Genomic DNA, 13,137 nt, shown 5'->3' on the forward strand with positions numbered 1-13,137 from the left:
CTCCTTCAGACGCTTTTTTTATATTTATTTGTGATTAGCTATTAACTGTTCCCCTGCTTGGTGAAGCCACTTTTCAATCGGTTCAATGACTCTTTCAATACAGCCTTCTTCAAACGGAGAGATTAAGCCAGCTAGTTTGACTATCTCTGTGAAAGACAAGCTGCCCCCAACCCGGCAAATTTCCACGTAATCCTCCCACGCTTCCTTGCGGTCTTCTCTCATCCGCTTCCAAAATTGGAGAGCACACACTTGAGCAAGAGTATAATCAATATAATAAAACGGTACTTCATAAATGTGCCCCTGGCGCTGCCAGAAGCCCCCTTTCTCTAAATATGAAATGCCATCGTAGTCACGGTGTGGCAAGTATGCTTCCTCAATCTCTTTCCACACGGCTTTTCTCTCTTCAGGAGTCAAATCTGGCTCTTCGTATACTCGATGTTGAAATTCATCCACGGCTGCTCCATAAGGAAGAAACAAAATAGCTTCGCTTAAGTGAGCATATTGATACTTATCTGTATCCTCCTTAAAAAACAATTCCATCCACGGCCAAGTGAAAAACTCCATGCTCATTGAGTGAATTTCACACGCTTCATAAGTTGGCCATAAATATTCTGGAACGGTAAAGTCCCGGCTCGAATAGACTTGAAAGGCATGCCCCGCTTCATGCGTCAATACATCAATATCCCCCGAAGTTCCATTAAAGTTAGAGAAAATAAATGGAGAGCGGTATCCAGGAATATATGTGCAATATCCTCCGCCTGCTTTTCCCTTTTTTGCTGTAAGATCCATCAACTCATGATCAAGCATAAACTGGAAAAATTCGTCCGTTTCCTGAGAAAGTTCCTGATACATCTTACGGCCATTTTCTACAATCCACTCTGCTGACCCCTTCGGCTTGGCATTTCCCGTCGTGAATTGATAGCCCTCATCGTAAAACTTTAATTCCTTTAAACCAATTCGGTCTGTTTGAGCCTTTCTTAGCCTTGTAGCAAGCGGAACAATATATTTCTTGATTTGCTCGCGGTAGCCTTTTACCATCTTTGCATCATAATCCACTCGATTTAAACGAAAATAGCCAAGCTCTACAAAATTTTGAAAGCCCAGCTTGCGGGCAATTTCTGTACGGATTTTTACTAATTCATCATAGATGGCATCAAATTGGGCTTCATGACGAGCAAAAAAATCAAAGCGAGCTTTTGTCGCCTCTTTTCGTACAGAACGATCCGCAGCTTCTGTAAAAGGTTCGATTTGGGCAAGAGTGAATGTTTTTCCCTGAAAATCAATTTGAGCAGAAGCAACAAGCTGTGTATATTGCGAAGACAGCTTGTTCTCTTTTTCAAGCAGCGGCAATACCTCTTGTGAAAAAGTTTTCACTTGTGCTTCAGCTAAGAGAAAAAGCTGTCTGCCAAAAATGTTCTCAAGTTCATCTCGAAAAGAGGAAGCCAAAAGGGCTTCATTTATCCGCGAGGAAATCCCTTCCATCCTTGGAGAGATTTCGTCCATATACTCTTGTTCCTGCTTGTAAAATGAATCATTCGTATCAATTGTATGTCTGATATGGCAAAGATCCATCATTGTGCTGAGATGGCTGCGGATCTCATTCATTTTATGTAAGGCATCTACTTGCTCTTCCACATCCTTTGCTTCCTTAAATTGTTCAAGACTTTGATCAATCTCTTTTTCCGCTCGTTCAATATCAGGACGTTCATACGTGTATTCACTAAATTTCATACTTGTTGCCTCCTTTTATTCTTTGCTCTTCTATATTTAATAAACGACTCTCCAATTGTGATTAACCTCTGCTTTAATTGTTCCATGGCTTTTTATATAATTAGCGAGCAATTCTGCCATATCGTCTTGGATTTCTTTAATTACTTTTTTCCCTTTGAACATAAAGTAGTCACCACCCCCGCCTGCACGATAATTATTCATCACTACCCGGTAGAGACGGTCTGCCTCAACAGGTTCCCCATGGTAGGTCAATTTCTCAATTCGGCTGCCTGGGGCCTGATGGACATTAATCGTATAATTAATTCCTTCCCACATATCATAATTATAATGCTGCGGCTTAGGGTAAGAAAATTTCGAGCTCACCCCGGCTCTTCCGTCTGGCAGTATAGTAAAGTAAGAAGCAGAACGCTCCAACGCCCTCTTCATCTCCTCACCAGTAATCTCGATAACAGCTAATGAGTTAGGGTAAATATAGTTTGAGACAATGTCCCTCATTGTAGCCTTGGATGGAAGACCCTTGGCTTCATTATGGAAGAGCGCCGTACAAGAAATATCCGTCTGTGCCGCCTCCATCTGTACTCGATTAACCAGCTCAATAAGCGGATGTTCCTTCAATCTTGCTTGAAAAGGATCATCAATCTGCATGTCCCCCTCTATTGTGCCGATCACCTCATCGAGCCATTGCTGTGCTTGCTTTTCTTCTTCTTGGGCTAATTCAAGGATCGCTCGGTCAGCTTCAAAGTCCTTGGCTTCTATAATCTCAATCGAAACGTTCCCCAGTTCTATTTTTTCTTGCGATACATGAAACTCAGCGGTTACTTGGCCAATAGCTGTTCCGCTAAATCCAGGCTGAACGACAGCCACGCCATTTACGAACTCAGCAGCTATCCGATGTTGATGCCCGGTGAGCAGCACATCAATCCCCTCTACTTCTGTGCAAATACGATAAGCCTGATTTTCTCCCTTTTCTTTCATTTCAATTCTTTCTTTCTTCGAAAGATCTACTTCAAAGCCGCCATGATAAGAAACAATCATCATGTCCGGCTTTTCTACTTCTCGAATATAACGAACCCATTTATCGGCAGCAGCAACTGCATCGGTAAAAATCAATTCAGAAATATGTTCAGGCTTTTCCCAGTTAGGAATATATCCTGTGGTAATGCCAAGTACAGCAGCCTTGATGCCGCCAGCAAAGCTTTTTATAATATAAGGCTGTCCGAAATAAGGCTGATGTGTTTTTTTATGTAAAGTATTTGCACTTAAAAAGGGAAAATTGGCGTCTTGTGAAGCTTTATCTAAAATTTCCAATCCGTAATTAAATTCGTGGTTGCCTAATACCGCTGCGTCATATTGGAGAGCATTCATCGCCTTAATCATTGGATGAATACCGCGGCGCAATGAACGGAAATAAAAGCTAGCTAGTGGTGTTCCCTGAAGAAAATCTCCATTGTCTATTAAAAGCACATCATCGCTTTCTTTCCGTACTTTTTTTATAGCAGTGGAGAGCCGCGCCAGACCGTGAGCAGCTGGCTCATTCGTTCCGTAATGGATGGGAAAAATCGCTCCGTGTACATCACTTGTCTCAAGGATCTTCAGCTGAATCTTTTTCATTCTTCTCCCCCTACAACCGTTATTTATTCTTTTATTCAACTTACACGTTTTTCTTCCATTTTAAAAGAGTCGCCTGATGAAAATTTTTCCTTCACGTAAAGAAGAGAAAATAATAATAGTTTGCTATAATGAAACAGCAATGACTTTCTTAAAAGGACGAAACCGAATGAATAAACGTGAACGATCGATATATTTCTTTATTGTGGTGCTCCCAGCGATTCTATCTATCATTGGCTGTTATCACTTTCTCGCTGAACGTGCTGTTGAACAGCAGCGGGAAAAACTAGAGTGGGCGGCCACCCTTCATCGGAATCAGCTGGACCAATTCATTAACGAAACAAAAGTCAGCATGGATATTCTCGCCGTCAGTACCGAAGAGGAAGTTCAAACTTTAGGTAAAAAAATACAAGCATCAGATAAAGTGCAAACCATATTAAAAAGAATGGTTGGAAAGGACCCGCGTTACGGAGGCATTTATATACTGGATTTTGAAGGTAATCTGCTCATCGGAACAAACGATTTACTAAAACAATACAACCTCAGAAACAAACCATATATCAAAGAAGCCCTATTAACGAAAGACACAGCTGTTTCCGATGAAGCGGAAACATTGTCTAATAATCAGCCTGTGATTGCTATTGCCACACCAGTAATGAAAGATGAACATGTAGAGGCGATTCTCGTGTCTCATATCCGGCTCGATTATTTGAAAAATATTATAAGAATGCTAACACCCGAGTATTCCGTTTCTATCGAGAACGCAAAGCAAATACCTATTTTTGCTGTTAACGAAAGACTGAATTCCGAAGAGATCGAACAGACCGTCGAGTACCCTCTCGCCCAACTGCCTTGGAATTTAATAGTCAAGACTAATAAATCTGATGAAAATCATCTGCTTCCTCTTACTCTACTATTTGGTGTAGCCATTATTGTCCTTCTTCATATCATCTTTTTACTTGTAAAGTATATGATGTTAAAAAGACAAACAAAGTTTGAAAGAATGCAGCAGGAAGCACAAAAACTGGAGTTGATTGGAACGTTAGCCGCGAGTACAGCTCATGAAATACGCAATCCACTAACTGGAATTAAAGGACTCGTCCAGCTGTTAAATGAAAAATACAACCATCCAGAAGATGAATTTTACTTTGATGTAATTAATAAAGAAATTGGACGCATCAACCAGATTGTCAGTGAATTTTTGATTTTAGGTAAGCCAACTGCCCAAAAAATCCAGACTGTTGATATGAGAGAAATTATTTTTGACCTAAACCCGCTAATTCGTTCCGAAGCTAATTTGTATTGTATTGAGTATGAATTAACGCTTCCCGAGCAAGAACTTTGGGTACGAGTGAACACCGATCAGATGAAGCAAGTCCTCCTGAATCTTACAAAAAATGCCTTTGAAGCGATGGAAGAGGGAGGAAAATTGAGCTTAAATGTCTTAAAAGGAGAAGAAAATTGTTACATTACTATTGCCGATACAGGGTCTGGTATTACAAAAGAAGATTTGGAATTAATTTTCAAACCATTTTTCACTTCAAAGGAGAATGGGACGGGACTCGGCCTTGTCGTTTGTAAGAGAATTATTGAATCGTTTGACGGCGTCATTGAAGTAGAAAGCGAATTTGGTTTTGGTACTGTTGTAAACATTATTCTTCCTCTTCAACCTCCTTGTCTTGCTGAATAAATGCTTTTTAATAAGAGACCATTGCAAGCTATACTTGCAATGGTCTCTTAATTATTTATGTAATTTTTATGTTTATGTTCTCTCGAAACAGGTTATATAGCATAGGGATACCTCCTTCAGAAAAACACTTAAGAGAAATAAAGGAGAAAGAGACATGACTAAGATAGGATGGAATGAAGCGGCATTGGAATGGCACAGTGATTTTTTAAAAATTTATGACCCGTCTATTCACACATATAGAAAAATTCGTTCTCTTGATGAAGCAAAACAATTGATTAAACAATCCTCAGAGCCTTTTATTCGTACAGCTGCTGCGATTTATGCCTTGTCTATGGCAGCAGTACGCGCAACCTATACAGAAACGCAGATTTTCATTGCAAAGCTTGAGAGAGAGTCTCGTCGATTAAAGAAAATGCTTTCCTATTCTCCATTTTCCAGAGAATTGCTTGATCATTTATTGGAAGCAGGAAAGAAATCTCAATCAATTAATGGGATAAAAACGGATATTTACCATGAAGCAATCCGCTTATCTATCAAAATTGAAGATTATTTTAATATAGGAGAAAGCTTAAAACGCCGGGCTTGATAGCCGGCGTTTTTTTAAAAGATTTATCACTTTTTCGTTTTATTCATTTGCCTTTTCCCATAGAGATGTTTATATTTGGCTGCATGCTTCCTTTTTGCATCATGGCGATTTAAACAGTTTTCCTGTATAATGCTATGTTGTATTTAAAATGATGTGGCAGCCGATGGTTACATAATACTTTTAATTAGGTGGAATTTATGTCTAAAAGAGATTATTATTTTGATAACGCAAAATTTATTTTAATTGTTTTTGTCGTGTTCGGTCATTTTATTCGCTCGTATATCGGTGATAATCCTGTCATCTTCGCTTTGTATACAACCATCTACTTGTTTCATATGCCAGGGTTTATTTTAGTATCAGGTTTTTTTGCTAAAAGCTTTTACAAAAAGGGCTACGTGAAAAAAACGGCCCAGAAAATTCTATTGCCCTTTTTTATTTTCCAAATTATCTATTCCTTTTTTTATTTTTACTTATACGAGGATAAAGCGCTCCATCTCGACTTGCTCGTACCTCATTGGTCCTTATGGTTTTTATTGAGCTTGTTCTTTTGGAACCTATTGCTCGTCATTTCGGTTAAATGGCTAAAAATAAAGCCCGCGGTTCTGATTACTGCCTCCTTCGTTGTTGGTATTGCTATCGGCTGCATTGACGGCCAGCTGGACGTGTTAAGCTTTGCCCGTACGTTTATTTTCTTCCCGTTCTTTTTAATCGGGTATTATTTGAAAAAGGAACATTTCAACCTTCTCGCTCATAAATCTGTTCGTGCTGTTTTATTTCTCGGAGCGCTTGCCGTCTTCTATACGGCTCTTCAATTCCCAGATTTTGACCAGAGATGGCTGCTTGGTTCTTTCTCCTTTGCAGATTTAGGAAGTTCCAATGCAACTGGAATGCTCTACCGGATCGGTATTTATGTGTTAAGCTTTATCATGATCGCTGCTTTTTTCACTTTTGTGCCAAAAAAGAAATTCTTTTTTACCGACTGGGGTAGAAATACACTGTATGTTTACTTATTGCACGGCTTTGTAATCAAAACCTTCCGTGAAAGTGAAGTGAAAGAATCAGCTGAATCCATCGTCCTGCTGTTAATCGCTTCTTTATTTTTAACTATGCTGCTCTCTTCATCAGTAGTGACAACTGTGGCGCAACCATTTATAGAAACAAGATGGTCCAAGCTAAAAAAAGTATTTTCTAATCGATATGAGGAAAGTAATATATCAGAAAAGCTATAAGGAGAATTTTATTAATGAACGTCGTTCTCAGCACATTAAACGCGAAATATATTCATACGAATTTGGCCATCCGCTATTTAAAAGCTTTCGCAGAACCAGACTATCAGGTGGAGCTGGCTGAATACACAATCAAGGATCCTGCCATTAACATTGTCACAGATCTGTATAAGCGCCAACCCGACATATTAGGGTTCAGCTGCTATATTTGGAACATAGAAGAAACACTCACTGTCATTAAAATGATCAAAAAGGTGCTTCCTGAAACAACGATTATTCTTGGAGGACCAGAAGTTACTTATGATGTGCCCTATTGGCTTGAGCGGATTCCTGAAGCCGACTTTATCGTCATTGGTGAAGGGGAAGAAACGTTCAAACAGCTGCTCAGTGAAATAGACGGGAAGCAAAATTGGAGTGGTGTCAGCGGAATCGGTTACCTGGAAAATGGACAACCGAAGATTAATCCACAACGAAATAAGTTAGATTTACGTGACTTGCCTTCGCCCTTTCGGTTTGAAGAAGACAAATCACAACTATCCAAGCGAATTACGTATATAGAAACAAGCCGCGGCTGTCCGTTCCGCTGCCAGTTCTGCCTTTCTTCCATTGAAGTGGGCGTCCGTTATTTTAACCGTGAGGCTATTAAAGAGGACATTCGCTATTTAATGGCCAATGGAGCAAAAACCATCAAGTTTGTCGATCGAACATTTAACATTAGCCGCAGCTATGCGATGGAAATGTTTCAGTTTCTTATTGACGAACATGTTCCCGGAACCGTTTTTCAATTTGAAATTACCGCTGACATTATGCGGCCCGAAGTAATTGAATTCCTTAACGAAAACGCACCTAAAGGATTGTTCCGGTTTGAGATTGGAGTACAGTCAACGAATGACACAACCAATGAGCTTGTCATGCGCAAGCAAAATTGGTCCAAGCTCGTTCGCACGGTCACGATGGTGAAAGAAGGCGGAAAGATTGATCAGCATCTTGATTTGATTGCCGGTTTGCCTGAAGAAGACTATCACTCTTTCCGTAAAACATTTAATGATGTCTTTGCACTCCGGCCAGAAGAACTGCAGCTTGGCTTTCTGAAGATGCTGCGAGGCACTGGCCTGCGTATACGGGCAGCTGAACATGATTATGTTTATATGGATCATGCACCATATGAGATTTTAGGTAATAATCTCTTATCTTTTTCAGATATTGTAAAAATTAAGCAGGTTGAAGATGTGCTTGAAAAGTACTGGAATGATCACCGCATGAATGAAACAATTGAATATCTCGTGACCCATTTCTTTGATACACCCTTTGACTTTTTTCAGTCTTTTGGGGCTTATTGGGAAGAACAAAGCTGGGGCAGAATTGGCCATCAGTTAGAGGACTTGTTCAAACGTCTGCAAAAGTTTTTGCTTGCTGTCCATCCAGAGCGTTATCTAGAAATTGAAAGCATGATGAAATACGATTATTTAATGAACCAGCGGTACAAACCTAGAAAGCCTTGGTGGGAACCTGCACTAAAAAAACAGGAACGTTCTTTTCTTTATCAAAAAATCTTACAAAATCCTCTCCTCCTCGGCCCTGAATTTGCCAAGCTCGGTCTGACAGAGAGAGACATATATAAACATACGATGATTGAACCATTAACGATGTCCTTCGTAGACGGCAGCTGGTTGAAGCGTCCTAATTATCTTGTGGCTTATTTTGAACCAACAACTGGCCAGCCAACCATTTTCTTCATGGAAAACGAAGCAGCAACAAAGGCAATCTAATAATAAACTTTCCTTCATGCCATCAGGCTGATTTCCTCTTGTCAGGAAAATCAGCCTGATTTTTTTCGCAATTAGGAGGAGCCAACAATTTTTTCCCCACGTGGCTCGATACTGTATTGATCAGGCTCGACTGTAATGCCAATCTGATCAAACTTCAAATCCTGCGCAAGCTGATATGTCAATATTCCGGCTCCACTTTCATCCGGTTTAAATATGCCAGCGCTTTCCCTCTTGCCGTTATTTAGCAGCCATACTTGGTAAACTTCTGACCCGGCCAACTGCGGCAAATGGTTCACTTGCACAACCAGGCTCCTTGTCTTTCCCTGCTGCAATATAACAGCAGAGCCATCGGTGTTTAGATGTTTAACTCCAACCTCCGCAGCCTGGAGAGAGAATGTAGATACTACTCTCGCAGGCTGTTCATTGTTTCGGCTGCTTTGAGCCATTTCATTGCGCAAATGACTATTGGCAAATACTAAAACAATGACAAGCCCTGTTAATAAAAGAACGGTTATACTAGCTGCGGGCGGGAACTGTTTAAAAAGTGCATTTGTCCATTCATTTATATAAGCCCTCCCTGTTTTCTTTTCATTTTTTTCTTTCTCATCAAAAATAAAGTCCATCACTTCTGATTTTAACGTTTCCGGTACCTCTTGTTCCTCTATGTCTAAATATAAGGAATGCCAGACATCGGTCATTTGCTCATACTCCTTTAAACAGTCAGGGCAGCGCTGCAAATGCTCTTTGAATCTTCTCTTTTTCCTTTTGTCCAGATCATTGGCAATAAATGAAAGCAGGTAGTCACATTCCCTGTCCATCTACAAATCCTCCACTTCTAGATACTTTTTTAATTGTTTTAAAGACTGATGCAACCTGCTCTTCACCGTCCCGACTGGTTCATTCTCCATTTGAGCGATTTCTGTTAAGGAAAAACCTTTCCAATAAAATAAATCAATTAATCTTTGTTGTGCCGCATTTAGCTTGTTTTTCGCAGCTGATACCGCGTTGGAAGTTAATCTTTGTTCTATTTCATCCACAGGATTAGTCCATTTTATAAAAGTATGCTCATAAATTTGCTCATTATTTTTAATATGTAGACTATCTTTTCGAATGTAATCCACACACACATTCCGTGTAATCGTCAAAAGCCAACTAGTAAATTTTCCTTTCGTAGAATTATAGCTGCTCTTTGTCGTCCATAGCTTGAGAAAAACCAGCTGAACCATTTCCTTAGTCGAGTCTGCATTCCTATTTGAAAATTTAAACGCGAAGCTATAAATCAATTTTGAATAACGGTCATACAGCTCCTCCAGGGCAGGCCGGTGTTTGTTCATCACCAGCCTCATTAACTCCTCGTCGCTTTTCCCCTTCAATTAATCCCACCCTCCTTACAGTAGCCAACTATTCCCGGTTCATTAAGTTCCCTATACAATAAAGAACCGCCGCTCCTGCGGCCGTTCTATGAATCTATCTTTCCCTACTGAAAATTAATATTTTTATTTACAATATACCAAACGCCCTTTACTCCCTGTCCTTTTCTATCTCCTTCCTGTTTGTCTCCGGCAAAGTAATAAAGCGGATAACCTTTATATGTTACTTGCTCTTGCCCGTCATCCTCTCTTGTTATAGACCCAAAATCTTCTTTCTTGTATCCTGTTGGCACTTCAAACTCCTTTTCTGTAAATGGCGGCCATTTTTTTAAGCATTCACCGCTGCAATTGCTTGTCCCCTCTTTATCCTTTTTAAAATAATAAAGAGTGATCCCTTTAGAATCAGCGAGATATTCACCAACCGATTGATCTTCAAGTAGCCTTAACTCTGGTGCTTCCTTTACCGGGGCATCTTTGACCGTTGCTGATTCACTCGGGTTTTCTGCTTTTCCACATGCTGACAAAACGACTAAGGCTGAAAATATACATAGGAGCCATCGTTTTTTATTCATTCTTTCCCCTCTCCTTTCATTGCTTATTTCCATCCCCATTTTTGAAACACTTGATGGGACTCTTCAGTCTTTAAATAGTTAATAAACAATCGGGCTTCTTTCCTGTTATCTGCTCTCTTAGCCATGCTAATTGGTGTCCCTCTGTACAGCTTATCTTGCTCGGGAAGTTGTATTAGATCGGTGGCATCTTTCAGCCGATAATGCCACGATTCATAAGTAATCCATGCATCGTACTTAGAGTTCTTTTTCCATAATTCAATCGCTTCCGCACTTGTTTTAACGGATATCCTGATGTTTTTTCTGATACCTGGAATTAATCCTTTTCTCCCCGCTAAGTCTTCCCAAAGCCCAAATTGGCCTGCTCCATTTACATCAATGATTTGAATGCCTTTTTTCGTTAAGTCGTCCAGCGACTGAATATTCTTAGGGTTACCTTTTCTAACTAAAATTCCTGCCGGACGTGTGTAAAGCTCTGTCCTTGTTTTTTCGTCAATTATATTAGGGTAGCTCAGCATAAAATTGGTGAGCATATACTCTGAACCGCCATAAATGATATCCGCATCTTCCTTGGCTTGATCGATCCATTTTTCTTCCGGCCCGCTCGTTACTTCTACTTTTATTCCCGTTTCTTTCGCAAATCGAGTGGCAAGTTCATCAATTGGACCAAAGGGGCCACCCGGTCCATAGACTTTTACGCTGTTTTCTTTGTTCATGGCCTCTCCTTTTTTAAGTACAGCTGAGGGAATGATCCCAAATAAAGCAAGCAACATAACTAACAATCCTGTTAACCACACACCTTTTTTCATTTTTGCCCTCCTCCTTATCGCTTTGCTCCTTTACATTAAATAACGATTAAAAACAAAGAACGGTTTTTATTCATTGCTTATTTCAAAAAATGCAGCTATTTCTATAGTCCGATAAATAGATTCTTTTTATTGCATAAATCGTCAGAAACAGCTGTATTGGTATGAAAAACTTCTTAACCAGACTCTTCAAAACTCATTGATATTTATCAAAAATTGGATATTACTAAACCTAAGAAACTGTTTTTCACGAGGACATCCGTGTTACTGCGCAATTCTTTTAAATTTTATCCAGGCAGGGTTAATCCCCCTTATTAATATAAGAGCCAGAATTCCTGTAATAAACTTACAGGGGCTTCAAAAACAGTAGTCTTAGACTTGCTCTTTTCCAAGAGATTCTTCATTGGTACGATAGGATGCTGAAAATAGACAGCGAACTAGCACACGAAACTCAGGCTAAACTCTTTCTTTCAGTGCAGCTATTATGTAATGATTTTTAAGCTTTTTATTATACTTTTCTCCTCTTTATTTTGTATAGTAAAATTATGAAGGGCATCCAATAAAAGGAGGTGAATGGCAACTGGGTGTAGAAAAACATTTACGATATCTATACTCTTATATCTTCTCTGAGCGGATGCAACCTTTTGCCTGACCCAGCCATTTTAATTTAGGCACTGCAAGTCACAAAAGCAGCAGAAGCTAATGAAAGCTCTTTTCCATTCTCCCCCTTCTTGTCTTCTGAGGCGGTTATTGTGACGCCGATAGAACTTGTAGGGAGACAAGCAATCTAAACAATTGTCTTTAAGAGAGGTGGAATGGATAAGCTCTTCGTTGTTTATAAAACAATGCCCCCTCTTCTCTATTTGTTCATATGTAAAAAAGAAGGAACAGGGAGAAAAGATAGGAAAAGAGGGTAATAGATACAATATCAGCTGGATGACAGCTGCTGAGACGTGCAAGAGGGATGCCGGCAGGCTGGAAGATCAGAGAACTATCAAGGACTCTCTCTTTTAAAAAAGGAATAGTGTTTGCTATCGGCGTGTATCCAGAAAAAATTGAAAACCTATAGAAGCAGGCTCTCTTTTTATGAAACTCGCCTAGAAAGAGAGAACAGTAGCAATGAATAGCAAAGCGGAACGGGGCTTATCCAGTCTAATGCAGACAGCTGCTCCTTAACAAACTAGCTGGACCATTCATGTGAAGCTACAATTACTTTAATGATGACAATGGAGGAATGTAAAATGAAAAAGAAAATAGTTGGTTTCGGATTAGCAACAATGATGGTATGTTCTGCGGGTACTTCAGTATTCGCTTCATCTCCTGCTGCACCTTCACAACAAACGGCTCAAAAACTCACACCCCAGCAACAAGTTAAAAATATTACCGATTATGCTCTTAAGCTGAAAGGTGTGCCTTTTAAAGCGGGGGGAACGACAATTAAAGGTTTCGATTCTTCCGGATATGTTCAACATGTCTACGGAAAATATGGGGTAAAATTACCACGCAACTCAGCAGAAATCTATAAAAAAGGAAGTCCAGTTGCTAAAGATCAGCTTAAAAAAGGCGATTTGGTTTTCTATAACACAACGGGAAAGAAAGGCAACACAATTAGCTTTGTAGCCATTTATTTAGATAAGGGTCAAATGATCGGTGTTTCCACTAAAAACGGAGTATCTATTATCGATATGAACAACAGCTATTGGAAAACAAAATATGTAGGTGCCAAGAGAATCATTAAATAACCTCTCTATTATTCGATGATTTTCATTATTTCTGAACTCA

11 protein-coding genes are annotated in these 13,137 nt (G+C 39.6%); 5 read left to right on the top strand and 6 right to left on the bottom strand.

What is annotated here, in order from left to right:
* Positions 1-24 precede the first annotated feature (24 nt).
* A complete protein-coding gene (locus tag MKZ02_RS17865; RefSeq protein ID WP_340854889.1) occupies positions 25-1,731 on the bottom strand; it encodes a M3 family oligoendopeptidase in 1,707 nt (568 codons plus the stop codon).
* 36 nt (positions 1,732-1,767) lie between these two features.
* Positions 1,768-3,342: a bifunctional metallophosphatase/5'-nucleotidase gene (locus MKZ02_RS17870; protein WP_340854890.1), complete on the bottom strand. Its 1,575-nt coding sequence runs from the start codon at positions 3,340-3,342 to the stop codon at positions 1,768-1,770.
* A 166-nt stretch (positions 3,343-3,508) separates the two neighbouring features.
* Between MKZ02_RS17870 and MKZ02_RS17875 the strand changes: the two genes are divergently transcribed.
* The 4 genes from MKZ02_RS17875 (at position 3,509) to MKZ02_RS17890 (ending at position 8,610) form a co-directional block, all read left to right on the top strand.
* Positions 3,509-5,029: an ATP-binding protein gene (locus MKZ02_RS17875; RefSeq protein ID WP_340854892.1), complete on the top strand. Its 1,521-nt coding sequence runs from the start codon at positions 3,509-3,511 to the stop codon at positions 5,027-5,029.
* Between the two features lie 154 nt (positions 5,030-5,183).
* The gene (locus MKZ02_RS17880) at positions 5,184-5,615 is read left to right on the top strand and encodes a hypothetical protein (RefSeq protein WP_120036921.1); all 432 of its coding nucleotides are present in this window, start codon (positions 5,184-5,186) and stop codon (positions 5,613-5,615) included.
* Positions 5,616-5,812: 197 nt separating this feature from the next.
* Positions 5,813-6,844, top strand: coding sequence for an acyltransferase family protein (locus MKZ02_RS17885; protein ID WP_340854895.1), 1,032 nt, complete (start codon positions 5,813-5,815; stop codon positions 6,842-6,844).
* A gap of 14 nt (positions 6,845-6,858) precedes the next feature.
* Positions 6,859-8,610, top strand: a complete 1,752-nt coding sequence (locus tag MKZ02_RS17890; RefSeq protein WP_340854899.1) for a B12-binding domain-containing radical SAM protein — start codon at positions 6,859-6,861, stop codon at positions 8,608-8,610.
* Positions 8,611-8,681: 71 nt separating this feature from the next.
* Here the strand turns inward: MKZ02_RS17890 and MKZ02_RS17895 are convergent, their stop codons facing one another.
* The 4 genes from MKZ02_RS17895 to MKZ02_RS17910 form a co-directional block, all read right to left on the bottom strand.
* Positions 8,682-9,428 (bottom strand): anti-sigma factor, encoded by a 747-nt coding sequence (locus MKZ02_RS17895; RefSeq protein ID WP_340854901.1) that lies wholly within the window; start codon positions 9,426-9,428, stop codon positions 8,682-8,684.
* Entirely contained in the window at positions 9,429-9,983 is a 555-nt protein-coding gene (locus tag MKZ02_RS17900; RefSeq protein ID WP_340854903.1) for an RNA polymerase sigma factor, read from the bottom strand.
* Between the two features lie 104 nt (positions 9,984-10,087).
* The gene (locus MKZ02_RS17905) at positions 10,088-10,552 is read right to left on the bottom strand and encodes a COG4315 family predicted lipoprotein (protein WP_340854905.1); all 465 of its coding nucleotides are present in this window, start codon (positions 10,550-10,552) and stop codon (positions 10,088-10,090) included.
* 23 nt (positions 10,553-10,575) lie between these two features.
* Positions 10,576-11,358, bottom strand: a complete 783-nt coding sequence (locus MKZ02_RS17910) for an extracellular solute-binding protein (protein WP_340854908.1) — start codon at positions 11,356-11,358, stop codon at positions 10,576-10,578.
* A gap of 1,238 nt (positions 11,359-12,596) precedes the next feature.
* Between MKZ02_RS17910 and MKZ02_RS17915 the strand changes: the two genes are divergently transcribed.
* Positions 12,597-13,097 carry a C40 family peptidase gene (locus tag MKZ02_RS17915; RefSeq protein ID WP_340854911.1) on the top strand — a complete coding sequence of 167 codons (501 nt, stop codon included), beginning with the start codon at positions 12,597-12,599 and terminating at the stop codon, positions 13,095-13,097.
* The last annotated feature ends 40 nt before the right edge of the window (positions 13,098-13,137 follow it).

Source organism: Pseudobacillus sp. FSL P4-0506 (assembly GCF_038003025.1).
GTDB lineage: Bacteria > Bacillota > Bacilli > Bacillales > Domibacillaceae > Pseudobacillus.

Coding starts and splice junctions, on each gene's coding strand:
- MKZ02_RS17865 (WP_340854889.1), bottom strand. CDS start 1,731: ATGAAATTTAGTGAATACACGTATGAACGTCCTGATATTGAACGAGCG.
- MKZ02_RS17870 (WP_340854890.1), bottom strand. CDS start 3,342: ATGAAAAAGATTCAGCTGAAGATCCTTGAGACAAGTGATGTACACGGA.
- MKZ02_RS17875 (WP_340854892.1), top strand. CDS start 3,509: ATGAATAAACGTGAACGATCGATATATTTCTTTATTGTGGTGCTCCCA.
- MKZ02_RS17880 (WP_120036921.1), top strand. CDS start 5,184: ATGACTAAGATAGGATGGAATGAAGCGGCATTGGAATGGCACAGTGAT.
- MKZ02_RS17885 (WP_340854895.1), top strand. CDS start 5,813: ATGTCTAAAAGAGATTATTATTTTGATAACGCAAAATTTATTTTAATT.
- MKZ02_RS17890 (WP_340854899.1), top strand. CDS start 6,859: ATGAACGTCGTTCTCAGCACATTAAACGCGAAATATATTCATACGAAT.
- MKZ02_RS17895 (WP_340854901.1), bottom strand. CDS start 9,428: ATGGACAGGGAATGTGACTACCTGCTTTCATTTATTGCCAATGATCTG.
- MKZ02_RS17905 (WP_340854905.1), bottom strand. CDS start 10,552: ATGAATAAAAAACGATGGCTCCTATGTATATTTTCAGCCTTAGTCGTT.
- MKZ02_RS17910 (WP_340854908.1), bottom strand. CDS start 11,358: ATGAAAAAAGGTGTGTGGTTAACAGGATTGTTAGTTATGTTGCTTGCT.
- MKZ02_RS17915 (WP_340854911.1), top strand. CDS start 12,597: ATGAAAAAGAAAATAGTTGGTTTCGGATTAGCAACAATGATGGTATGT.